Origin of the sequence: Mesorhizobium sp. M6A.T.Cr.TU.014.01.1.1 (genome assembly GCF_004022765.1) — a bacterium.
In the GTDB taxonomy this organism is placed as follows: domain Bacteria; phylum Pseudomonadota; class Alphaproteobacteria; order Rhizobiales; family Rhizobiaceae; genus Mesorhizobium; species Mesorhizobium mediterraneum.
In genome coordinates this window covers 262,474-285,984 of record NZ_RZPG01000002.1, presented here as the reverse complement: position 1 = coordinate 285,984, position 23,511 = coordinate 262,474, and the positions used below count along the sequence as shown (strand labels likewise).

Here is a 23,511-nt window from a genome sequence, read left to right as displayed (position 1 = left end):
CAGACTGCAGCGCATCTAGAATGGGCAAATGAAATCCGTGCGGGACGGCCCGTGCCGGGTCAGCTCACCTTCTGGACGGGCGGTACAGTACAGCTTCCGTCGTTGACGAGACTTCCCTTCGGTACATCCGGAGCACGGGATGAACCCGCCCTTCTTGAGAGAAGTTATGCGCATTTGGCTTACGACGTGAAACGTAACTTACAGTATCCTACAGGCAGATTTTTGCGCCTTCCCGTGTGGCCAAGAGCTTGTCCTCGATGGCGAGGGCGACCACCGCACGCTGAGCGCCTGCAAGCTGCTAGCTAAGTACCTGAGCAGGTAGCGCCGTTACGCAGGAACTGGTCCATGCTCTGTGCCGCAGGTCATGATCGGCGAATTTCAGAAGACATGCCTGCCCTTGTCATCATCAGCCCTAATCGATTGGCCCCAATTCGGCTTCCTTTGGTTTTGCTTTCGCAATTGGACCTTCGAGCGCAGCTCTATGGCGTGTCGCTCACCGCCTCCAAGGGGGCCTTGCTCTTTTTCAGGGTTTGGTTTGCCTGATGAGCAGCGGCCGCAGTCTCTCCGCCACTCTCGACGTGAACGGTGGGAACCGCGATCTTGATACCGTTTTCCGCGAATGCCGATTTGATCATCATGTATGCACGGCGCTTGATGCCGAATTGGGTCCCTGGCTTCGTCGTCAACTTTATCCTCAGAACGATCGCATAGTCCCCGAAATTGTCGATGCCCTGCATCTTGAGCGGCTCGATCGTGTCAGCCGCAAATTCAGGATCGGCTGCCAGTTCCTGGCCTATCTTCTTGATGAGCTTGCGCGCCAGGTCCACGTCGGAATCATAGGTCACGCCGATCGTGATCTTGTCGATCACCCAATCCCTGCTCATATTCTGGACCGCCCCCAGCTCACCAAACGGGACGGTGAAGATGGGGCCGCGATGATGACGCAGACGCACCGAACGCAGGCTGAAGGATTCGACCGTGCCTTTGTAGCTGCCGCTCTGGATGTATTCACCGACCCGGAAGGCGTCGTCCATCATGTAGAACACGCCGCTCAGAACGTCCTTGACCAGGGTCTGGGAGCCGAAGCCGATGGCGATGCCGAAGATACCGGCGCCGGCAATCAGCGGGAGTATATGCACGCCGAGCCCAGCGAGGATCGTCAGCACGGTGACCGCGGCTATGAACACGGCAAGGGCGTTGCGAAATATCGGCAACAGCGTGCGCAGCCGGCCGCTACGGGCCAGCTGGTCGGCGCTGCTCCCATCCGCCGGCGCGAGGTTCGTGTGATATTCGATCAAGGCCTTCGACAGTTGCCAGAGCAGGTCGGCGATCAGCAAAATTATGATGCCGTTGAGCAGCCCGGTTATCAGGAAGCCGCCGGTTTCGCTGCCGACGAGGCTCGCGGCCCTGATCCGCCAGATATGGGCGAGCCATGCGACCGCCGCGGCAATGACCGCCGCCCTGGCGCCCCTGACAATGAGCACGTTGAGTACGACGCCCATCGCGCCGCTGCGCTTCGACCTGCCGGCGAAGCCCTGTGCCGCGGCGCCGACGCCGCGCAAGGCTGTCGGCAGCACCAGGGCGAATATCCCAAGCCACAGGACGCCGAGCAGGCCGGCGACCCAAGCCATCCAAAGCACGATCAGGAACAAGGTGAGAAACGATTGCTTGACCAGAGAGCCTCGGCCGTCGAGCCGTTGCCAGACGACCTCGATTGCGGTCGCCAGAATGCCAAGCCCGAACAGGAAGGCGGCGAGCTCTGCAACCTCAGGAGAGAAGCCCAGGCCAGGCATGAGGCTGGCGATCGCCCAGCCGAACAGCAGGAACCCGGCCACAAGGCTGACTCGCCACCGCCAGAAACGGGTCGAAGCTTCGTTTTCGAAAAGCGGAGTCGGCCTGTCCGAGGGGTCGCTCGTCGGACCGCCGAACGCAAACAGCAATCGGGCTGCCGTGCGAACGATACGGAACGCGATGAACGCAAGAAGCAGGGTCAGAATGATCCTGCGGAGTAAAGGTGGCCATCCGAGTGCCAAGAACGAACCGGCGCTGGCGAGCGCAAAACTCAGCAGGGCGACAGTCTCGAAGAGGATCGCTTGTCCGGCGTCTTCCTGAACAACCGCGCTCCTCGTCCTGGCGAGCGCTCGTCGGACCGCCCACTCGGCTCCGAAACCGACCGCGATCAAGACCGCCAGGATGCCCATAACCAGCCCTGGCCTGCCGGTGTTCACGTCACGCGAGACGACGTCGGCGGCGCGCGACAGTTCTTCCGGCAGGCGCGGGATCGCGGCGCCGAGCGCGCCGATACGGGCACGAACACCCGCCTCCAGCCTCAAGATGTCCTCGGAAATGGACAGGCCGGGCTCGTGCGTGGCCGCTGGACTCTTTCCCTCGAGCCATGCCTTTAGTTGCGGATCGGACAAAAGCTCGAGGAACTGCTTTGCCTTTTCGGGCGGAAGGTCGGGGGAAGGCTGTTGAGCTAGCGAAGTTCCCTGCAAGAGCGCTAGCAAAAGCGCGACGACAACTGGCAAGAACCCGAGCCGTAGCTTGTTCTTCATGAGTGCCTCGAGTTTTGAATGCCGCAGCTGCACATGTTGGCTCCTCGCCCTTTTATGGGCAACTGTTCTGCCCGCATGCTACGTCTCCGGGGAGAGTGGCTGCAAGCTAAGGGCGCAGTCAAATTCATCGGACTCTTTGTGCCGCTAAAACCGGACCACGAGCCCCAGAATCGGACCTTGCTGCACGACATCAAGGAAACCGTCGTCGTTGCTGTAGTTGACGCCCAGTGCCCGGTACCGGATGACCGATGAGATGCGGTCGTTGAAACGGTAGCCAATCGCCCCGGCGACATCCCAGTCGATGTCGGCTTCGCCGGCGCCGACGAGCCCCATAGGTCAGATAGACCTTGGGCGTGACTGAATGGTTTCCGCGAAGACCGGCCTGGCATCCACCCAGGTTGCCGTCGCTTCGCGAGACAACCGTTGAGAAGGCTGCCGCTAATTTGCGGATCGCAAATTCGGCATGCGGTAGGCGTCGCTTGCCGCCGAATATCACTGCTCCCCGCCAGGAGGTTTGCCGTTTGCTGCCATAGCGCCATCCCTTATGCGCTAGAATGCGCATAGTCTTTTTGATGGTGCCAGTATCAGTATGTAAGTTACGTAGTCGGACTGTTGCTCGGTGCAGCTGTATCCGGCGATGGCCGAGATTGACACGCTTGTGGCAGCGGTCCTCAAAGAACCCGCAATGTCTTGCCGATCCAACCCAGGGGTACTGCGCGATAAATCGGCGCCAGCAATTTGATCACCGGTCATTTGTCCGTCGAGCTAGACCGTATCCTAGACAACCCCGCTTTCGATGCAACCGAGCGGATTCTGCCTGTAGGTTACCGTTAATTACCTTCCGCCCCGAGCGGCAATAGGCAAACCTCACGAAGGATGATTTTGTCGAAGGCATGGCTGAAGCGTCCTGCCACGAGTTTCGTCTCGTCGACAGAACGCGGAGCATGTTTTTCTCGCCAGGGGACCGAAAACTCGGCTCATCCTGGAAAAGCGGTACAATCAAAGGAGGGCGTCAGATGAGTGACAAGCAAGGGAATCCAGACCGACAACCGAACCGGCGCGACATTTTGCTGACCGGAGGATCTGTGCTCGCCATTTCGGCCGTCGCATCCGGAATAGCCACGAGCGCGAAAGCTCAAGCAGCCGGCGCGAAGCCCAACATCGTCGTCATCATGGGGGATGACATCGGCATCTGGAACATCGGCGCCTATCATCGCGGCATGATGGCAGGACGCACGCCAAACCTGGACAAGCTTGCCGCCGAAGGCATGCTCTTCACCGACTATTATGCCGAAGCGAGCTGCACGGCGGGCCGGGCGGCCTTTGTTACGGGCCAGCTTCCGATCCGTACCGGCATGACCACGGTCGGCCAAGCCGGTTCCCCGGTTGGCCTGCCAGCCGCAGCAATGACGATCGCGACGGCCCTGAAGCAAATGGGCTATGCCACGGGTCAGTTCGGCAAGAACCACCTCGGTGACCTCAACGAGTTCCTGCCGACGGTGCACGGCTTCGACGAATTCTTCGGCTACCTCTATCATCTCGATGCGATGGAGGACCCGGCTCACCCCGGCTATCCGCAGGAGCTGCTGAATACGGTCGGCCCCCGCAACATGGTTCACAGCTGGGCGACCGACACAGACGATGCGACTGTGGATACGCGCTGGGGCAAGGTCGGCAAGCAGAGGATCGAGGACGCCGGGACGCTCTATCCCGACCGGATGGAAACCGTGGACGACGAAATTCGCGACCTCGCCTTCAAGTTCCTGGACAACGCCAAGACCGACAACAAGCCGTTCCTGCTGTGGCTCAACCCGACCCGCATGCACATCGTCACGCACCTATCCCCGAAGTACGAGGCGATGCGCAATTCGGAGAATGGGTGGTCATTGCAAGAAGCGGGCATGGCCCAACTCGATGACATCGTGGGCGCGACCATGCAGAAGCTCGAGGATCTGGGCGTCGGCGACAACACCATCTTCCTGTTCACGACCGACAACGGCACCGAGACGTTCACCTGGCCCGACGGCGGCAACACACCCTTCAAAGGTCAGAAGGGCACCATCTATGAAGGTGGCTTCCGCGCGCCGGCAATAATGCGATGGCCCGGCCAAATCCCTGCCGGAAAGGTGGAGAACGGCATCGTCTCAGGCCTCGACTGGCTACCCACTTTCGTTGCCGCAGCAGGCAATCCGAACATCAAGGATGAATTACTGAAAGGAAAGCAGATCGGCGAGCGGACCTACAAGAACCATCTTGACGGTTACAACCAGTTGGACCTGATTACCGGCAAGGGACCCTCGGCCCGTCACGAAATATTCTATTTCGGCGAAAGCACGCTCGGCGCGGTGCGCATCGATGACTATAAGTATCGCTTCATCGATCAGCCCAGCGGCTGGATTGGCGTCAAGAACAAGCTTAACGCACCGGCCCTGACAAACCTGCGCCTCGATCCGTTCGAGCGTTTTGGCGATCCGGAAAACGGAACATTGGAGGGCGCTCAAGGAAGTTTCATGGGCTGGTTCGTGTACGAGTTCTGGCGTTTCGTGTTCGTCCAGCAGGAAGTGGCCAAGCTCGCCAAGACGGCAATCGAATATCCACCCCTGCAGGCGGGCGCGAGCTTCAACCTCGAAGCGGTGAAAGTACAGATCGAGGACGCCATGAAGCAACGCGCAGGGCAATAGGCGCTCTCTTCAGCGGCGGGGGGCTCGGCCGCCCGCTCGAACCAGCGGAGGCCGGAGCATGCTGTCCGCGAGTATTGGAAAGGCCGCGACACTCCGCTTGCGGCCCTCTCACGAGGCGGCCGGTTCCTTTGAAGGCAGTAGTAACATGCCGATGGCAACAGCGAACCACAGTCCTTCGACGGAGACCCTTGCCCAGAGGGCGAAACAGGAGCTGCGAGAGTATGCGCTGCTATCCGTATATCTATTCGTCTGCTTTGGTGCGCTCATTCTCTACAAGACAGCGATCCTTGGCGACGAAGGCATCAGCTATCTGCCATCAGGGCTTGCGGCCATCAAGGCGCTGATCCTGGCGAAGTTCATGATGCTCGGACACATGATCCGATTGGGCGACCGGCGTCGAAGCAGGGTAGTCTACGTCATAGCCTACAAGGCCCTGTTATACCTGATCCTGCTTCTCGTCCTCTCGGTCGTTGAGGAAGTCATAGTCGGGCGAACAAGCGCCGCCTCCCTCGCTGAATTCGGAGGAGACAAGCTGCCGCAGACGCTCGCGACAAGCCTGATCATGCTGCTGATATTGATCCCCTACCTGGCATCCAGGGAACTCAACGTCGCGCTTGGGGAAGGCAGGCTTTGGACGCTGGTGTTCGAACACCGCCCCGCTCAAGCTACAGAAAGCAAAGGTGTCAAGCCATGACCGTTCTCCCTCGCGCTGCCAGGTGCTATTTGCCGCTCCTTTTTCTGGTGATGACGATTGCGCCTTCCGCGCAAGGCGCGGAAGTACTCGCCTCATGGAACGACGGCGAGGCGAAGCAATCCATCGTGCGGTTCGTCGAAAGCGTGACCAAGGAAGGGTCGGCGGATTTCGTGCCTGTCCCCGAACGCATCGCGGTATTCGACAATGACGGGACGCTGTGGGGCGAACAGCCTATGTATTTTCAGCTTTTGTTCGCGCTCGACCGGGTCAAGGTGCTCGCTCCCCAACATCCCGAATGGAACACGCAGGAGCCCTTTGCCTCGCTGTTGAAGGGCGATGTGAAAGTGGCGCTAGCTGGCGGAGAACACGCGATCCTGGAGATCGTGATGGCCGCGCATTCGGGCATGACCACCGACGAGTTCGAACAGATCGTCCGCGACTGGTTTGCGAGCGCCAAGCATCCGAAGACAGGCAAACCCTACATGGAGATGATCTACCAGCCGATGTTGGAGCTGCTGGACTATTTGCGCGCCAACGGTTTCAAGACATTCATAGCCTCGGGCGGCGGCATCGAGTTCGTGCGAGTATTCAGCGAGCAGGTTTACGGCATTCCCCCCGAGCAGGTGATCGGCAGCAGCGGCAAAATGAAATTCGAGTTGAAAGGGGACCAGATGGTTCTCAACAAGCTGCCGGAAGTTGACTTCATTGACGACAAGGCGGGCAAGCCGGTGGCCATCCAAAAGCATATTGGGCGGCGGCCGATCGCGGCGTTCGGCAATTCCGACGGCGATCTGCAGATGCTGCAATGGACCTGCGCCGGACCAGCCCCGCGCTTCTGCCTCTATGTCCATCATACAGACGCAGAGCGCGAATGGGCCTACGACCGGCAGTCAAGCATCGGCCGTCTGGACAAGGGTCTCGACGCCGCAGCCGATTCTGGTTGGACGGTTGTCGATATGAAGAAGGAATGGAACCGGGTGTTCGCTTTCGAGAATTAAGGCTTCGGAGCAAGAGATGAGTCGAGTTGTGGAACGCCAGGCTCAACCTACTCAGGTCGAAGAGCCATTCCTGGACCCGGTCTGGATCCCTGGCGGTACATTCCTCATGGGATCGGACAAGCACTATTCCGAAGAGGCGCCGGCGCATAGGGTGACGGTAGGCGGCTTCTGGATGGACGTCTGCACCGTCACCAACCGCGAGTTCTCTCGCTTCGTCGATGCTACTGGTTACGTCACCTCGGCCGAACGTCCCGTAAATCCCGACGATTATCCCGGAGCGAAGCCGGACATGCTGGCGCCATCGTCGGTGGTGTTCAGCAAGGCCAAACAGCGTATCGATCTTCGCGATCACTACAATTGGTGGGTCTACGTGCGCGGCGCCAATTGGCGCCATCCGCGCGGGCCGGCGAGTTCGATCAAGCGGCTGGCCGACCATCCGGTCGTGCATGTGAACCTTGAGGATGCCGAAGCCTACGCATCGTGGGCGGGCAAGGAATTGCCCACCGAGGCTGAGTGGGAATTCGCGGCGCGTGGCGGACTCGACGCGGCCGAATTTGTCTGGGGCGATGAAATGGCGCCCGAGGGCCGACACATGGCCAATACTTGGCAAGGCGAGTTCCCATGGCAGAATCTCTGCGAGGACGGCTACGAGGGGACGTCACCCGTCGCCTCTTTTGCCGCCAACGGCTACGGCCTCTACGACATGGCTGGCAATGTCTGGCAGTGGACCACGGACTGGTACCAGGAACACGGCAAGATCGACAGCCCATGCTGCACGGTTGACAACCCCCGCGGTGCCAAACGGGACGACAGCCTCGATCCACGGCAGCCGCAGATCAGAATCCCGCGCAAGGTGATGAAAGGCGGATCGCATCTTTGCGCGCCCAATTATTGCCGGCGCTACCGTCCGGCCGCGCGGATGGCGCAGCCGATCGATACGTCAACGTGCCATCTGGGTTTCCGCTGCATTGCACGCAAAACGTGACAACGGAAAAAAAGCCCGGCCTTAAGGCTTGCCGAGACAGACAGGGAGGATCGAAGCATGACGGGCAAACACTTGTTGAAGGTCGGTGCGGCGGCGCTGACGCTGCTGCTTGCCGGGTTTGGTTCGGCGCACCCTGTCCTTGCACAAGAACAGGTCGCGGCGGCTGACGCTTCGGGCGATGCGGCGACTTCGCCGGAGCCGCTGAGCGCCGACGAGATGGAGGTGCTGGTCGCGCGGATTGCGCTCTACCCGGACGAGCTGATCGCCGTGATCACCGCGGCTGCGCTCTATCCGCTGCAGATCATCGAGGCGGCGCGCTTCCTCGACCGTTACGAGAAGGACAAGAGCCTGAAACCCAAGGAGAGCTGGGACGGTTCCGTGGTGTCGCTGCTCAACTATCCCGACATTGTGAAGATGATGAGCGACGACCTCGAATGGACGCAGACGCTCGGCGATGCCATCGCCTACCAGCAGAAGGACGTGCTGGTTGCCATCCAGCAGCTGCGCGACGAGGCGGTCGCCAAGGGCGTCATCAAGACCGACGACAAGATCCAGGTGGTCAAGGCGAACGACAACATCGTCATCAAGTCGGCGAGCCCCGAAGTGATCTACGTCCCGCAATATCCGCCGCAGATGTTTTATGAGCCGGATTACGTGTGGGAACCGATCCGCTATTATCCCGATCCTTACCCATACTATGTGTACCCGGGGGCGACATTCTTCGCCGGGGCGGTGACCGGCGCCATCTGGGCCGCCGCCGTCGACTGGGATGATTGGGGCGTGTGGGGCGGCCGCTGGAACGGCAACGACATCAACATCGATTGCAACAACTGCTTCAACAACCGCGACTTCAACGGCAATATCAACATCAACGACGTCGACTGGAAGAATGTCGATCGCAGCAAGATCAAGATCGACCGCGATCAGTTGAACAAGTTCGACCAGAACAACATCAAGAACAGGATCGAGAAGAATGGCGACAACGCCATCCGCGACCGCGCCCGCGACATCAAGAAGAACGACAGCCTCGCGAACAGGGCGCCGGGCAAGACGGCGGGAACGAGAGACATCCGCAAGAGCACGCTGGACGGGCTGAAGGCGAAGCCCGCCAACGTCACCCGCCCGGCCAAGCCCGCCAACATCCAGAAACCTGCGGCCAGGCCTACCGCCAATCGCCCGGCGGCGAAGCCGGCCAAGGTGAACCGTCCGGCTGGCAAGCCAAAACCTGCGGCACGGGTCGACAACCGGCCGAAGAAACCGTCGGGTCTTGGCAACGTCGATCGCGGCAAGGCGACCAAGGTCAGCTCCAACCGTGGCCACAAGTCGATGGGCGGCGGCCAGCGCGGCGGTGGCGGCCACAAGCAGATCAAGCGCGGCGGCGGCGGACGCCGGCGTTAACGGAACGGGAGGACAGGATTATGACACAGATGTTCAGCACCACCCGACATACGGGAGTTTTGCATACGATCCTTCTCCGCTCAGTCTGTGCCGTGGTGCTTGCAGCCGGCATCGCTGTCTCGCAGCCGGCATCCGCGCAGGAGGCGCCGCAAGCGCCGGAGATCACTGCGTTTGCGGCCGCCGCCGAGCCGCCCGTCTTCGACACGCCGGAAGCGGCTGTCGAGGCGTTCAAGAAGGCGCTGGACGACGCCGGCAACGGTGCGGTTGCGGCCCTTCTCGGCCTCGATGCGGAAAAGCTGAAGGCCGACGAGAACTCGGACGAGACGCTGGCGACGATCAAGGAAGGTGTGGCCAAGCAGCTTGTCCTCGATGGCGAGGGCGACCGCCGCACGCTGCAGATCGGCGACAAGCTGTGGCCGCTGCCTTTTCCGATCGTCAAGGGCGAGGACGGCAAGTGGGCTTTCGACACTTATGCCGGGCTCGAAGAGATCGTGAACCGGTATGTTGGCGAGAACGAGCTCACCGCGATCGAGACGATGCGCGCCTATGTCGACGCGCAGGAGGACTATGCATCGCAGGACCGCGACGAGGATGGCGTGGAGGAGTTCGCGCAGAAACTGATCAGCTCTGAAGGCGTGACCGACGGGCTCTACTGGCCGACCGACGACATCAACGGCGAGAGTCCGGCCGGTGGCAATATCGATCAGGCCGAGCTCGAGGACGCGGCCAAGGGCGAAGGCTATTTCGGCTACAAGTACAAGATCCTGACCGGCCAGGGCGACCATATCGCCGGCGGCGCCTACGACTACGTCATAAACGGCAACATGATCGCCGGCTTCGGCCTCATCGCCTGGCCGGCCAAATACGGCGAAACCGGCGTGAAAACCTTCGCCGTCAACCAGCACGGCGTCGTCTACGAGACCGACCTCGGCCCGACCACCGAGCAGATCGTCAAATACATCGACCGCTTCAACCCGGACGATACCTGGCAGGTCGTGGCCGACTGAAAGAAAAGCGTTCTAGTGAAGAACACGCAGCAAGAGGTCTCGTTGCGGTTTGCCCGTTCGCAGGATGTGGAGTTCTTCCTTGGCTCATTGAGGAAAGCGGGGCTCACCTCAGAGACTGACTCTTGCGCTGGCCGAGCGGATTCTGCCCGTAGGTTACGGTTAATTACCTTCCGCCCGGAGCGGCAATAGGCAAACCTCATGAAGGGCGCCCGTCAAAGATATGTGGCAAGAGCGCCTCCAAATGGGAGGTCACGATGAGCGAAGACAAGATCAACCGCAGCGTCCTACCGATTCCGTCGCGGCCGCGAACGGGCCTAATCACCTACGACGCCAAGGATCCCGACACCAAATTTCCGCCGATCGAGCAATTGCGGCCGCCCAAGGGCGCGCCCAATATTGTCGTAGTCTTGCTCGATGATGTCGGGTTCGGTGCGTCGAGCGCTTTTGGTGGCCCCTGCAACACACCCAACGCTGAGCGCCTCGCGACGCGTGGCCTCAAATACAATCGCTTTCACACGACGGCGCTGTGCTCGCCGACGCGGCAGGCCCTGCTCACCGGCCGCAACCATCATTCGGTCGGTATGGGCTGCATAACGGAATGCGCTAGCGGCTCTCCGGGTTATTCCTCGGTTCTGCCGAACACCATGGCTCCCGTCGCGAAGACTCTGAAGCTGAACGGCTATGCCACAGCCCAATTCGGTAAATGCCACGAGGTCCCCGTGTGGGAGACCAGCCCGGCCGGTCCGTTCACAGCATGGCCGACCGGCGGCGGCGGCTTTGAGTATTTCTACGGCTTCATCGGCGGCGAGGCGCACCAATGGTATCCCTCGCTCTATGAAGGGACGATGCCTGTCGAAGTGAAGAAGACACCCGAACAGGGCTATCATCTCATGGAGGATATGACCGACAAGGCGATCGGCTGGATCGGCCAGCAGAAGGCGCTGATGGCCGACAAGCCCTTCTTCATCTATTTCGCGCCGGGCGCGGCGCACGCGCCGCACCATGTGCCGAAGGAGTGGGCCGACAAATACAAGGGCAAGTTCGACCAGGGTTGGGACGAACTGCGCAAGGAGACCTTCGCGCGCCAGAAGAAGCTGGGTGTCATCCCCGAGGATTGCGAGCTGACCGCTCGGCACGAGCAGATTCCCTCCTGGGACAGCATGGACGAGAAGATGAAGCCCGTGCTGCGGCGCCAGATGGAAGTCTATGCCGGCTTCCTCGAATACGCCGATCATCATGTCGGACGGCTCTTCGACACGCTCGACCGGCTGAAGCTGGCCGACAACACGCTTATCTACTACATCATCGGCGACAACGGCGCATCGGCGGAAGGCACGCTGATCGGCGCCTACAATGAGATGGCCAACTTCAACGGCCTCGCGGCGCTCGAGACGCCGGAATTCCTGATGGCTCGGCTCGACAAGCTGGGCGGGCCGGAATCCTACAACCACTATGCTGTCGGCTGGGCGCACGCGATGAACACGCCCTATCAATGGACCAAGCAAGTCGCTTCCCACTGGGGCGGCACACGCAACGGCACGATCGTGAGCTGGCCGAACGGCATCAAGGCCAAAGGCGAGATCCGCTCGCAATTCCATCACGTGATCGACATTGCGCCGACCATTCTCGAGGCGGCGGGCCTGCCGCATCCGGTGGCGGTCGAAGGCGTCCAGCAGGCGCCGATCGAGGGCGTCAGCATGGTCTACTCGATGAATGATGCGAAGGCGGCCGAGCGCCGCGAGACTCAATACTTCGAGATGTTCGGCAATCGCGGCATCTACCACAAGGGCTGGACCGCGGTAACGCAGCACAAGACGCCGTGGCTTATGGTCGGCGAGAGCGTCCCTGCCTTCGACGACGATACCTGGGAGCTCTACGACACGAACAAGGACTGGAGCCAGTCGAAAAACCTCGCCAAGGAGATGCCGGACAAGCTGCGCGCCCTGCAGCGGCTCTGGCTGATCGAGGCGACACGCTACAACGTGCTCCCGCTCGACGATCGCCTCGCAGAGCGACTAAACTCCGACTTGGCCGGCCGGCCGGTGCTGATCCGCGGCAACACGCAGCTCCTCTTCGGCGGCATGGGGCGGCTTTCCGAGAATTCCGTCATCAGCATCAAGAACAAGTCGCATTCCGTGACCGCGGAAATCGATGTGCCGGAAGGCGGCGCCGAGGGTGTGATTATTGCCCAAGGTGGCAATATCGGCGGCTGGGCTCTCTACGCCAAGAATGGAAAGCTGAAGTACTGCTACAACCTGGTCGGCGTGAAGCATTTCTACGCCGAGTCCACGGCCAAGATCCCGAGTGGATCTCACCAGGTTCGCATGGAGTTCGCCTATGCAGGCGGCGGGCTTGGCAAGGGCGGTGTGGCCACTCTCTTCGTCGACGGCAAGAAGGTCGGAGAAGGCAAGGTCGAAGCCACGGCTGCCATGGTGTTCTCGGCTGACGACGGTCTTGATGTCGGCTGTGACACCGGCGCTTCGGTGTCGCCTGATTACGGTCCACACGACAACGAATTCAACGGCAGCATCAGGGGTGTGCAACTCGCTATTGCCGAGGCTGCCGACAGCGCAGACCACATGATCTCGCCGGAAGAAGCTATCCGCGTCGCGATGGCGCGGCAGTAAGGGGGCGTCGTCTTACGGACGGGCGGCGCCAGCAACGGCGTCGCCTGATCCTCGGCAACCGTCTTCGCAAAGAGGGATGAGCACGAATGGCGATCGAAGACATTCTGCAGCGCTTTTGGGAAGACCTCGTCGCTCGGCCGAGTGGGCCCCTGGCACTCAGATTCCTTCTTCAGCCGGTGATGGCGACTTTGTTCGGGATACGTGACGGCATCAAGGATGCGCGCGACGGGCGGTCGCCCTATTTCTGGACCGTCCTGTCAAAGTCTGACGAGCGCCGCGCACGCCTTGTCGAAGGGGTTAGATCGACGGGCAAGGTTATGGTGCTCGCCGTGATCCTGGATGCCGTCTATCAAATCATGCAACTCGGCACCTTCTATCCGTTTGAAGCTGTGGTCGTGGCGATTGTTCTCGCCTTCGTTCCCTATCTCCTGATCCGGGGCCCCGCGGCGCGCATCGCGCGCTGGTGGAGCAGCGCTCGTCTCGGACCAAAATCGTGAATGATCAAAAAGCCTTGGGGCCAATCTCGTACGCTGAAACAATGTCGATGAACAAGGATTCAAGGGGATCAGAATGGTGAGCCAGCCCGCGGATGAGAACCCACCAAGATTTGAAGTCCATGTGACATCGGACAGTCATTTCTCTTGGCTGCGTACGCGTCTCAGCGTCGAGCGCACGCTGATGTCTTGGGTGCGAACGTCCGTCTCGCTTATCGGCTTCGGCTTCACGATCGTCCAGTTCTTCGAGCGTTTTCAGGACATGCAAGGCGTCGCCCCGGCGCTTCGCCCGCAGTCGCCGCGTGTTCTCGGCCTTGCGCTCATCCTCGCCGGCGTGGGTGCGCTTGCTGTCTCGCTGTGGCAATACCGATCGCTACTTGGTTATCTCTGGAGCAAACAGTTCGCTCCGCTCGCCGGAGTGGACGAGGACCCGCACAAGACGCCGCTCGTTGCTGTCACAATCGTTCTGTTGCTCATCGGCATTTTCACTTTCATTGCCGTGCTGTTCCGGTTGGTCTGAAGGCAAGGATGGCGCAGCATCCAAGTGGCAACACGAAAACATAGGGAGGAGACGAAAATGGCAGACAAGAAACCGAACGTTCTCATCATCTGGGGCGACGACATCGGCCAGTTCAATGTCAGCGCCTACAACCAGGGCATGATGGGCTACAAGACGCCCAACATCGACAGCATCGCCAAGGAGGGAGCGCTGTTCACCGACTGGTATGGGCAGCAGAGCTGCACCGCAGGTCGTGCGGCATTTATCACCGGGCAGTCGCCCATCCGCTCCGGCCTCACCAAGGTCGGCCTGCCGGGAGCGCCCGAGGGCATGAAGAAGGAAGATCCGACGATCGCCGGCCTGCTCAAGAACCACGGCTACATGACCGGGCAGTTCGGCAAGAACCACCTCGGCGACCGTGACGAGATGTTGCCTTCGAACCACGGTTTCGACGAGTTCTTCGGCAACCTCTACCACCTGAATGCAGAGGAAGAGCCGGAAAACCCCGACTATCCGAAGGAATCGGAGTTTCCGAATTTCAAGAAGAACTTTGGTCCGCGCGGCGTCATTCACAGCTTCGCCGACGGCCGCCTCACAGACACGGGTCCGCTGACCAAGAAACGCATGGAGACCTTCGACGAAGAGGTATCCGCCAAGGCGATCGACTTTATGGAGCGCGCCAAAAAAGCGGACAAGCCGTTCTTCCTCTGGTGGAATTCCACCAAGATGCATATCTTCACGCACCTCAAGAAGGAGGTGCAGGGAAGGACGGGGCTCGGCATCTATGCCGATGGCATGGTCGAGCACGACCGTCAGGTCGGCGAGATGCTGGCCAAGCTCAAGGAACTGGGTCTCGATGAGAACACCATTGTAATGTACTCCACCGACAACGGCTCGGAGTCCTTCTCCTGGCCCGACGGTGGCACGACGATGTTCCGGGGTGAAAAGAACACCAATTGGGAAGGCGGCTATCGGGTGCCGTGCGCCATTCGCTGGCCCGGCGTGATCGAACCCGGCACGGTCATCAACGATGTCGGTTCGCATGAGGACATGCTCACGACCATCCTGGCCGCGGCTGGCGAGCCTGACGTCAAGGAGAAACTCCTGAAAGGTCACAAGGCCATGGACCGGGACTACAAGGTCCACCTCGACGGCTACAACCTCATGCCCGCATTGAAGGGCGAGGCCAAATGGCCGCGCAAGGAGTTCATCTATTGGACCGATGACGGCAGCGTCGCCGCCCTGCGTTACGGCAACTGGAAGGCTACCTTCCTGCGGCAAGACGCGCACGGCCTGCACGTTTGGCAGGAGCCCTTCGTGGCGCTGCGTGCACCGATGTTGACCAATCTACGGATGGACCCCTTTGAACTCGCGCATCAGATCGGCATGGACTATGGCCGCTGGTTCGCCGAGCACATGTTTATGATCGCACCCGCGGGCGCCTTCGTGGGACAATGGCTGCAGAGTTTCCGCGAGTTCCCGCCGCGCCAGAAGCCAGGAAGCTTCAATCTCGACCATGTGATGGAAGCGGTGACCGCCACAGGCGGAGGCGGACACTAGCGCCGTTGGCCGGGCGGCGGGCATCCCGCCACCCGGCATTGACTGCCGAGCGATTAGGACTGACAAAAATATACTTGCGAGAACGCGATGAAGGAGTGGCTAACCGCCATGACAGAGCGCCATGGCGTTGCCTATGATCGCCTTCGGTAGCTGGGACGACACAAAAGGTGCTATGTTGTGAATGACTCTGTTGATCTGACCACGCGCGACCGACACATCGGCGTGCCGCCTTTCGAAGGCATGCTGTGGATCCCCGGTGGCACTTTTTTGATGGGCTCGGACGAGCATTACCCGGAAGAGGCGCCGGCGCACCGCGTCAAGGTGGGTGGCTTCTGGATGGATCGCCATACCGTAACCAACCGCGAGTTCGAGCGTTTCGTAGCAGAGACCAGCTATGTGACGCTGGCTGAACGTCCGGCAGATCCCGCAGACTACCCCGGAGCGATACCGGAACTCCTGGTGCCGTCGTCCTCCATGTTCAAGAAGCCGCCTCAGAAGGTCGACATACGGAACTCCTACAACTGGTGGGTATATGTAGGCGGCGCCAATTGGCGCCATCCGCGCGGCCCAGCGAGCTCCATCAAGAAGCTGGGCGACCACCCAGTGGTCCATGTTGCGTTCGAGGATGCCGAAGCCTATGCGAAATGGGCGGGCAAGGAGCTGCCGACCGAAGCCGAATGGGAGTTCGCAGCCCGCGGTGGACTCGACGGCGCCGAATATGTCTGGGGTGACGAACTGACGCCAGGTGGCAAGCACCTGGCCAACACCTGGCAAGGCGAGTTTCCCTACGAAAATCGCAACGAGGATGGCTACGAGTGGACGGCTCCGGTCGGTTCGTTCCCGGCCAACGGTTACGGGCTCCACGATATGGCGGGAAATGTCTGGCAGTGGACTACGGACTGGTATCAGGAGCACTCGCGGATCGACAGCCCGTGCTGTACGATCGACAATCCGCGGGGTGGCCAGCGCGAAGCCAGCTTTGACCCCCACACCCCTGAGATCACGATCCCACGCAAGGTAACCAAGGGCGGCTCTTTTCTATGTGCACCCAATTACTGTCGGCGGTATCGGCCTGCAGCGCGCATGTCGCAGCCGGTTGATACTTCGACCTGCCATCTCGGCTTGCGCTGCATCGTTCGTTCACGCTCGGGGGAGTGATGGAACAGGCATTTGCCGTCGTTACCGGGTATGCCGTCCTGCTTATCGATGCAATCGCCCTCATTGCAATCGTATACGGAACAATCGAGGCATTCGTCGGCGCGCTTCGAACGATGTTAGTCCCTTCGGGAGCAACCGAGGGACGCGTTGTCTGGCTGCGCTATGCTCGCTGGCTGGTTGCCGGCCTGACCTTCCAGCTTGCGGCCGATATTATTGAAACTTCGATAGCACCGGGCTGGGATGACATTGGACGACTGGCGGCAATTGCCGTGATCCGAACGTTCCTTAACTACTTCCTCGAGCGGGATTTGGTCGAGGTGCGGACAACTCAGCCAACCTGACAGGAGCTATTGCAAGGCAAGCAGAATCTGGATGCTGAGATGCGGAATCCGTATCCACCCTGGTCGCGATTGTCATTCTAGCTCTAGAAAAGCAGTCCCTTCAGTCCTGCCAAGATTTCCGCCATGGGTAGCGCCAGGAATACGACCGGAACGAACGGGAGCAGCAATGCGATGGCGAGCATGGCGATGCTTTTGAGGTCGATCGGGACCAAGCGCAGCGCGTAGACATTTGCGACGATCGCGTACAAATCGGTAGTCGCCGAGAAGTCTGGCTTCTCGAGCGCGGACTTATCGACAGGTCTGTCGCGCCCAAGCCATTTCTCTTCGAATGCCGCCCCGACCTGGGTGGCAAGAGCGCCGTATTCGAATGAGCCGCGCTGCAACGCCCTCATCAGCATCGGCGTAAAAAAGAATAATGGCGCGGCGAACAAGGCGCCGACCACCACCAGGAGACCGGCACTGAAGATCGTGTGGTCTCTCGGCAGCGCCCCGTCGACAAAGACAATATTCGCCGAACGGCCCGCAACGATCGCGGCAAGCGCCATCGCTAAGAGGGAAAATGCCCGCAGAGAATATCCCAGCACGGCAAGGCCCGCTGCGCCATCCGGATGGGATGCCAAGAGGCGGAGGTCGAGCCGGGCGATCCGCCACAGAAGATGCGCCCACAGAGCAAGCCTCCACGTCCAGCCAAGGAGCAAGGTCAGGAGCAAAGGGAGACTCACCAGCAGGTGCCACCAGCCGGCTGGCGAGAAGGCAGGCGCGGAGCCGCCGGTCTTGTGCCAAATCGGAATCTGATCGAACGGCAGCGAAAAAACCGCCGCAGACATGAGGAGATAGGCCAGAGCGATTGCGATAATTTCTGCGGCGCGCGAATTGAGCTGCGCTCGGGTCGATGCGACGGCAGCGTCATATGTCCCACGGTCCCGATTGGTTACAAGCCCGGCGTCAGCAAAGTGCCGTACGATCGCATTGAGCCTTGGTGCGCACAGCGCTTCGGCCAAGACGAGTAGTGGTGCGGCGATCAGGTACCGCGCGTGCATACCCGCATCCCAAAGGAGCGGCGTAATTCCGCCGGTGTGCATAGTCACATTTTGAATGCCGGCTAAAACGAGAAGGGGCGCCCAGCCTACCGCACCGACGATCATCGCCCGGCGGCCAACATTCAGTTGACTACCCCTGACGAGGCCCAGACGTCGCTGGAGCCCGACAGGCGGACCATTCTCAAACAGTACTTCGTTTGCGTGCAGAGCTTCGTTCATTTGCATGCGCACATCTGCTCCCGATCCCGACAGCTCGGCTCATCAGCATCGAGATGTTCCCGGTTGGCTTTACGGCTCCAGGGGAATTAGTTCATCGATCCCAGCGAGAGTTTAAGCTGATCTGATTTCCGTTCGTCCAATTCCTGGTCCGATCGACCTTCTCCCGCGATCTCATCGGCTCGGAAGGCGCAGGGAGAGGCCGCCGGACGGTTCCTTCGGCCTCCCTTCCGCGGTCAACGTCAGTCGACGGCGAAGGCCGCTGCCGCCAGCTTCTCCAGATCGAGGTACTGGCCCTTTTCGACAGTGACGCCGACGAACAGGATACTGCCTCCCTTGAACTCCCCCGGGGTCTTATAGTCTTCGCTAACCGCATCGCCGCTGTCCCGTCCGACGCAAAGCCCATCGCCGGACAGGGTGAACTTGCCGGGTTGGGTACGCATATCACCCTGCGCCTCGATCTTCTCATTGACATAGAGCGTCGTCTTGCCGAGCGACTCCCCGTGCTTGCCGGCTTTGTCGCGGATGAACTCCATTCCGAGCGTGTACTTGCCCGGCTTGAGCTCGCTCTCCGACACGAACGCTTGCTCCGGCTTGATGCCGAGGAAATTGTAGACGTAGTGGAGCTTGCTGTCCTTGACGAAGAGTGCATGACCGCCGAAGCGCGAGCCGTGGGCGAAGATGACGCCAGAACAATCCTTGTCGACGATCTCGACGTCGGCGACGATCTTGTAGGATCGGCCACGGACGTTGGCGGCGACACCCTCCGGCACCGGCGACGTCCCGGTATAGTAGATGTAGCGCTCGCGCGGAGGTTCCTCCGTCGGCCGCTCGACGTTGAGCAACTCAGTGGCGCTGCGGTCGTCGAGCGGAAGCACCTTGTTCTTCTCGGCCTCGTCGAACCAGGTTTCAATGAGCGCCTTGAGTTTCTCGGGATGCTTCTTTGCAAGGTTGGTCGATTCGGAGCGGTCCGCGTCGACGTGGTAGAGTTCCCATTCGTCCTTGTCGAAATGACCCTTGCCGGTCAGTGGCACGTGAAGGGCAGCGGCCTTCCAGCCGTCCTCCCACATGCCGCGGGTCCCGAGCATGGCGTAGTACTGGCGTTTTTTCGTCGTCTTGCCGTCGGGCTCGGCGCTGAAGCTGTAGCGCATCGAGACGCCGGAGAGCGGGTACTGCTCGACGCCCCGGTAGGTCTTGGGCATCTCCAGTCCGCAAACGTCTAGGATTGTCGGTACGATATCGGTCGAGTGGTGATACTGGTTGCGCACCTCTCCCTTGGCTTTGATGCCCTTCGGCCAGGAGATCACCATCGGGCAGCAGGTGCCGCCGGCATATTCCGAGTAGCGCTTGAACATCTGGAATGGAGTCGACGTTGCTGCTGCCCAACCTGTCGGATAATGGCCATATGTGTCGGTGCTGCCCAGCACCTTGAGATACTTGAGGTTCTCCGACAACTCGTCTGGATAGCCGTTGAAGAACTTGTTTTCATTGACCGAGCCACTTGGGCTGCCTTCGCCCGAGGCGCCATTGTCGGAGCAGTAGAAGACGATCGTGTTCTCCAGCTGGCCGCTCTGCTCGAGATAGTCGATCAGCCTGCCGACCTGCGCGTCCGTGTATTCCGAGAAACCGGCATAGACTTCCATCATGCGGGCGAACAGCTTCTTCTCCTCGGCATTGAGCGAGTCCCACGGGCGCACGGCGTCGCCCGGATTGGCCACGTCCGCCGGCAGCGGGTTGATCGGCGTAAGCTTGGTGTCCTTGGGTAAAAGGCCCTTCGCAATCATGCGCGGCAGCACCCATTCCCGATAGGCCTCGTAGCCTTCGTCGAACTTGCCCTTGTATTTGTCGATGTACTCCTCGGGCGCATGGTGCGGCGCGTGGTTGGCGCCGGGGCAGAGCCACATGAACCACGGCTTCGACGGGTTCGAGGCCTTCTGGTCGCGGATCATATGCAATGCGTGGTCGACCAGATCCTTGGACAGGTGATAGCCGTCTTCGGGTCCATAGGGTTGGTCGATGAACTTGTTGTCCTCGATGAGGTCAGGGTACCACTGGTTGGTTTCGCCGCCGATGAAGCCGTAGTAGCGGTCGAAGCCCTTCTGCAACGGCCATTCGGAGCGGCTCGCGCCGGAGGCGATATCCTGCTCAGGCACGTTGTGGTTCTTGCCCAGCCAATAGGTGCTCCAGCCGGCATCCTGAAGGACCTGGCCGATCGTCGCGCATTCCGCCGGGAGGCGGCCGCTCCACCCTGGAAAGCCCTGCGCTCCTTCCGTGATGCAGGAGCATCCGTTGAGGTGGTGGTTGCGCCCAGTTAGGAATGTCGAGCGGGTCGGCGAGCAGAGCGCCGTCGTGTGCCACTGCGAATACATCAGGCCGTTGTCGGCAAGCTTCTGGAGCGTCGGCATGTTGATGCCGCCTCCAAAGGGCGACCAAGCCGCGAGACCGGTGTCGTCGTAGAGGACGATTAGAACATTCGGGGAACCTTCCGGCGCCCTGGGCAGCGTGAATGGCCCCCAATCCGGTTTGGAATCACGAACATCGAGCTTGATGACGCCGTTGAATGGTTTCTTGGTCATGATCTTCTCCCGTTGTCAGTCGGTTGTAATCCCGCCCAGATCTTTGCCTCCGCGTCAGAGCGCTCGGAGCAGCACCGCGAAGAATGCGAAGAGCCCGTCGACGAGGCCGCGCAATGCCGCGCGCCAGCGCTTGTCGTACGAATGATCGTCTACTGCTTGTCATGCTGCTTCTCCCGCCTAAGGGGCAAATTAGCTATTGGACTACCGCGTCACGATCCGCGGGGCGTCTTGGGTTCGCACATGCCTGCAGCAACCGAAGCGTAGATCGCCTCGTAGTCATCGACCATGCGGGACGCACTGAAGCACTCCTCGAACCTGCGCCTGACCTGGCGCCGGTCGAGCCCGCCAACCTGGCGATCTCGATCGCGCGGGGGTGCTAAGGGATGCATCGCTTCGGACACTGCCATTACTCCAAATACCAAGCGCCGTCTGATGATCGCCGCTTCCTATTCACCACCCTGTGCGGCCTGTACGGCCCTCTGCTGGGCAAGCGAAATCACGTTGGCCGCGGCCGCGGCGGCCTGTTTCTCGTCGCTGCCGACCTGGACCGTCGGCTGGGCAAAATTGATGCCGTTTTCCGCGAAGGCCTGCTGGATCATGGTGTAGGCGCTTCGCCTGACGACGGACTGGTGACCGGGCTTGGCCATGAAGGCGAAGCTCAGTTCCATGCCGAAGTCGCCGAACTGCTCGACACCCTTCATCTTCACGGTCTCGATGATCTGCGGCGCCAGTTCGGGGTCCTGGAGCAGCTCCGCCCCGATGACGTTCAGCAGCTTCTTCACCTTTTTGACATCCGTGTCGAACGGCACGCGGATCAGGAACTTGTCGATGACCCAGTCGCGGCTCATGTTCTGCACCGCGCCGAGGTCCCCGAACGGAACCGTGAACACCGGGCCGCGGTGATGGCGCAGCTTGACCGAGCGCAGGCTGAAGGATTCGACGGTTCCCTTGTAGCTGCCGCTCTGGATGTACTCGCCGACCCGGAACGCATCGTCGAGCATGAAGAAGACGCCGCTCAACACATCCTTGACCAGGGTCTGTGAGCCGAAACCGATGGCAACTCCGAATATACCTGCGCCGGCGATGAGCGGCGCAATGTGCACGCCAAGCCCCGACAGCACCGTGAGAACAGCCACGACGCCGACCAGGACGGCAAGCATGTTGCGGAAGATCGGCAGCAAGGTCCTCAGCCGGCTTCGCCGTGCCGCCTCGTCAGCGCTGACTGTATCGTCGACCGCGGCCAGTTCCAGTGTCCGGCCGATATGGGCCTTCGCCAACTGCCAGATTAGGTCGGCGACCAGCAGGATAACGACACCATGCAGCAGGCCGCGCACGATCCGGGGTATGGCGGTGTTGCCTTCGGCCAACACGCTTGGGTTCAGGCTCCATACCAGGCCCAGCCACAAAACCGCCAGCAGGATCACCAGCGAACGAACCCCTCGAACGATCAGCACGGTCCGGATCGGACTGGCTGAGGTCAGACCATCTCGCCCCTCCGCGAGCTTCAGCGCTGCCTGACCGGCAATGGACAATGCTCTCGGCAGCAACAGGGCATAGATGCCGAGCCACAAAAGGCCGGTGAGGCCGGCGACCCAAAACCCCCACAGGACAACCAGGTAAATAGTGAGCAGCCACTCCTTGGGGCTTATGCCCTGTGTCGTGGCCGAACGGCCCGGACGACGCCAGACCATTTCGACGGCCAGGACCAGCAGTCCGATCCCCAGCAAATAGGTGATCGAGCTTTTCACGTCCTGCGAGAAGCCCAAGGCAGGAAGCAGGCTGACGGTCGCCTCGCCGGCCATCAGATAGCCGGCGAAGATCGCCACCCGCCGGTACCAGAAATGCGCTTCGGCATCGCTCGCCTGGATCAGCCTGAGGGGTGTTCCCTGTTCTGCCGAAACGGCTCCAGCGGCCGGGGCGAGCAGTATTCTGGCGAGTGCCATCACCGCGCGGACAACAATGAAGGCGACCAAGTACGTCATGACAGCGAGGCGCAGCAGCGCCGGCCATTCGAACGCCAGGAAAACCCCGGCGCTGACGAGGGTGAACACAACAAGCGGCGCAAGTTCCGACAGCCAATTAACGGCGCCGCGCTCTTCACGCTCGGCTGCCGTGGCGGATTGCTTCACTCCACCTATCGCGCGCCTGAACAGCCATTCCGCCCCGAAGCCCAGTGCGAGCAGCGACCCGAAAAGAAGAAGGACCGTCGCGAATCCGTGGTTGTTGATCTCCGTCCTTACGATCTGGACGGCCTTCGCGGCCTCGCCCGGGATGCGCGGAAACGCGCTGCGCATTGCCGTGAGATGATGGCGAATGGTGCTTTCCCACACGGTTATCTGCGAGGCGGCCCGGGCGCCCGGACTTTCCGCCGCCGGTGGCGCGGCTACGGCCTCCAGCCGCGCGCGGATATCGGGATCATCAAGCATCCTGATGAATGTCTGAAATTTTTCATCGGCCGCCGAAACCGTCGAGTTTTGCTGTGCCTGCGCCATCGAGGCGCTGCTCATTGGTGCCAACCACATCAACGCCAGCGCCGCCATGAAGCATGCCGTCAAAAATGGCGACTTTACCCGGGATGTCCTGATCGCTCTCATGTCGCTCTCCCGCTTGAGGTTACCGCGGGGAGGGCAGTGGGGGAATGTAAGTTACGTGGTCGGCTGGGTAAGGCAGCTATGTCGATCA

Annotated in this window: 16 protein-coding genes and 1 pseudogene; 12 read left to right on the top strand and 5 right to left on the bottom strand. The window is 60.8% G+C overall.

Annotated features, from left to right (window positions below; all coding sequences use genetic code 11):
* Positions 1-479: 479 nt before the first annotated feature.
* Positions 480-2,555 carry a mechanosensitive ion channel family protein gene (locus EN885_RS03860; protein WP_128241011.1) on the bottom strand — a complete coding sequence of 692 codons (2,076 nt, stop codon included), beginning with the start codon at positions 2,553-2,555 and terminating at the stop codon, positions 480-482.
* A gap of 144 nt (positions 2,556-2,699) precedes the next feature.
* Positions 2,700-2,937, bottom strand: a pseudogene (locus tag EN885_RS03855) (hypothetical protein); the annotation flags it as partial.
* 634 nt (positions 2,938-3,571) lie between these two features.
* Here EN885_RS03855 and EN885_RS03850 point away from each other — a divergent pair.
* The 12 genes from EN885_RS03850 to EN885_RS03795 all read left to right on the top strand — a co-directional run bounded on the left by EN885_RS03850 (position 3,572) and on the right by EN885_RS03795 (position 16,997).
* Positions 3,572-5,236, top strand: coding sequence for an arylsulfatase (locus EN885_RS03850; RefSeq protein ID WP_128241185.1), 1,665 nt, complete (start codon positions 3,572-3,574; stop codon positions 5,234-5,236).
* Positions 5,237-5,387: 151 nt separating this feature from the next.
* Positions 5,388-5,930: a hypothetical protein gene (locus EN885_RS03845; RefSeq protein WP_128241186.1), complete on the top strand. Its 543-nt coding sequence runs from the start codon at positions 5,388-5,390 to the stop codon at positions 5,928-5,930.
* Positions 5,927-6,928, top strand: a complete 1,002-nt coding sequence (locus tag EN885_RS03840; RefSeq protein ID WP_128241012.1) for an HAD family hydrolase — start codon at positions 5,927-5,929, stop codon at positions 6,926-6,928. The genes EN885_RS03845 and EN885_RS03840 overlap by 4 nt, the downstream gene beginning before the upstream one ends.
* A 16-nt stretch (positions 6,929-6,944) precedes the next feature.
* A complete protein-coding gene (locus tag EN885_RS03835) occupies positions 6,945-7,913 on the top strand; it encodes a formylglycine-generating enzyme family protein (protein ID WP_128241013.1) in 969 nt (322 codons plus the stop codon).
* A gap of 57 nt (positions 7,914-7,970) precedes the next feature.
* The gene (locus tag EN885_RS03830; protein ID WP_128241014.1) at positions 7,971-9,311 is read left to right on the top strand and encodes a DUF3300 domain-containing protein; all 1,341 of its coding nucleotides are present in this window, start codon (positions 7,971-7,973) and stop codon (positions 9,309-9,311) included.
* Positions 9,312-9,331: 20 nt separating this feature from the next.
* On the top strand, positions 9,332-10,318 hold the full coding sequence (locus tag EN885_RS03825; RefSeq protein ID WP_245492993.1) for a DUF2950 domain-containing protein: 987 nt from the start codon (positions 9,332-9,334) through the stop codon (positions 10,316-10,318).
* A gap of 254 nt (positions 10,319-10,572) precedes the next feature.
* Positions 10,573-12,945 (top strand): arylsulfatase, encoded by a 2,373-nt coding sequence (locus tag EN885_RS03820; RefSeq protein WP_128241015.1) that lies wholly within the window; start codon positions 10,573-10,575, stop codon positions 12,943-12,945.
* Positions 12,946-13,031: 86 nt separating this feature from the next.
* A complete protein-coding gene (locus EN885_RS03815; RefSeq protein WP_128241016.1) occupies positions 13,032-13,442 on the top strand; it encodes a hypothetical protein in 411 nt (136 codons plus the stop codon).
* Positions 13,443-13,515: 73 nt separating this feature from the next.
* Entirely contained in the window at positions 13,516-13,959 is a 444-nt protein-coding gene (locus tag EN885_RS03810) for a DUF202 domain-containing protein (protein WP_128241017.1), read from the top strand.
* A gap of 57 nt (positions 13,960-14,016) precedes the next feature.
* Positions 14,017-15,498 carry an arylsulfatase gene (locus EN885_RS03805; RefSeq protein WP_095486770.1) on the top strand — a complete coding sequence of 494 codons (1,482 nt, stop codon included), beginning with the start codon at positions 14,017-14,019 and terminating at the stop codon, positions 15,496-15,498.
* A 240-nt stretch (positions 15,499-15,738) separates the two neighbouring features.
* On the top strand, positions 15,739-16,656 hold the full coding sequence (locus EN885_RS03800; RefSeq protein WP_126107494.1) for a formylglycine-generating enzyme family protein: 918 nt from the start codon (positions 15,739-15,741) through the stop codon (positions 16,654-16,656).
* Complete coding sequence (locus EN885_RS03795) at positions 16,656-16,997, top strand: DUF1622 domain-containing protein (RefSeq protein WP_126106618.1); 342 nt, start codon at positions 16,656-16,658, stop codon at positions 16,995-16,997. The genes EN885_RS03800 and EN885_RS03795 overlap by 1 nt, the downstream gene beginning before the upstream one ends.
* A gap of 83 nt (positions 16,998-17,080) precedes the next feature.
* Here the strand turns inward: EN885_RS03795 and EN885_RS03790 are convergent, their stop codons facing one another.
* The 3 genes from EN885_RS03790 to EN885_RS03780 form a co-directional block, all read right to left on the bottom strand.
* Positions 17,081-18,262 carry a hypothetical protein gene (locus EN885_RS03790; protein ID WP_128241018.1) on the bottom strand — a complete coding sequence of 394 codons (1,182 nt, stop codon included), beginning with the start codon at positions 18,260-18,262 and terminating at the stop codon, positions 17,081-17,083.
* Between the two features lie 233 nt (positions 18,263-18,495).
* A complete protein-coding gene (locus EN885_RS03785) occupies positions 18,496-20,829 on the bottom strand; it encodes an arylsulfatase (RefSeq protein WP_126106620.1) in 2,334 nt (777 codons plus the stop codon).
* Between the two features lie 446 nt (positions 20,830-21,275).
* The gene (locus EN885_RS03780) at positions 21,276-23,423 is read right to left on the bottom strand and encodes a mechanosensitive ion channel family protein (protein ID WP_245492992.1); all 2,148 of its coding nucleotides are present in this window, start codon (positions 23,421-23,423) and stop codon (positions 21,276-21,278) included.
* Positions 23,424-23,511: the final 88 nt, after the last annotated feature.

Coding starts and splice junctions, on each gene's coding strand:
- EN885_RS03860 (WP_128241011.1), bottom strand. CDS start 2,555: ATGAAGAACAAGCTACGGCTCGGGTTCTTGCCAGTTGTCGTCGCGCTT.
- EN885_RS03850 (WP_128241185.1), top strand. CDS start 3,572: ATGAGTGACAAGCAAGGGAATCCAGACCGACAACCGAACCGGCGCGAC.
- EN885_RS03845 (WP_128241186.1), top strand. CDS start 5,388: ATGGCAACAGCGAACCACAGTCCTTCGACGGAGACCCTTGCCCAGAGG.
- EN885_RS03840 (WP_128241012.1), top strand. CDS start 5,927: ATGACCGTTCTCCCTCGCGCTGCCAGGTGCTATTTGCCGCTCCTTTTT.
- EN885_RS03835 (WP_128241013.1), top strand. CDS start 6,945: ATGAGTCGAGTTGTGGAACGCCAGGCTCAACCTACTCAGGTCGAAGAG.
- EN885_RS03830 (WP_128241014.1), top strand. CDS start 7,971: ATGACGGGCAAACACTTGTTGAAGGTCGGTGCGGCGGCGCTGACGCTG.
- EN885_RS03825 (WP_245492993.1), top strand. CDS start 9,332: ATGACACAGATGTTCAGCACCACCCGACATACGGGAGTTTTGCATACG.
- EN885_RS03820 (WP_128241015.1), top strand. CDS start 10,573: ATGAGCGAAGACAAGATCAACCGCAGCGTCCTACCGATTCCGTCGCGG.
- EN885_RS03815 (WP_128241016.1), top strand. CDS start 13,032: ATGGCGATCGAAGACATTCTGCAGCGCTTTTGGGAAGACCTCGTCGCT.
- EN885_RS03810 (WP_128241017.1), top strand. CDS start 13,516: ATGGTGAGCCAGCCCGCGGATGAGAACCCACCAAGATTTGAAGTCCAT.
- EN885_RS03805 (WP_095486770.1), top strand. CDS start 14,017: ATGGCAGACAAGAAACCGAACGTTCTCATCATCTGGGGCGACGACATC.
- EN885_RS03800 (WP_126107494.1), top strand. CDS start 15,739: ATGCTGTGGATCCCCGGTGGCACTTTTTTGATGGGCTCGGACGAGCAT.
- EN885_RS03795 (WP_126106618.1), top strand. CDS start 16,656: ATGGAACAGGCATTTGCCGTCGTTACCGGGTATGCCGTCCTGCTTATC.
- EN885_RS03790 (WP_128241018.1), bottom strand. CDS start 18,262: ATGCAAATGAACGAAGCTCTGCACGCAAACGAAGTACTGTTTGAGAAT.
- EN885_RS03785 (WP_126106620.1), bottom strand. CDS start 20,829: ATGACCAAGAAACCATTCAACGGCGTCATCAAGCTCGATGTTCGTGAT.
- EN885_RS03780 (WP_245492992.1), bottom strand. CDS start 23,423: ATGAGAGCGATCAGGACATCCCGGGTAAAGTCGCCATTTTTGACGGCA.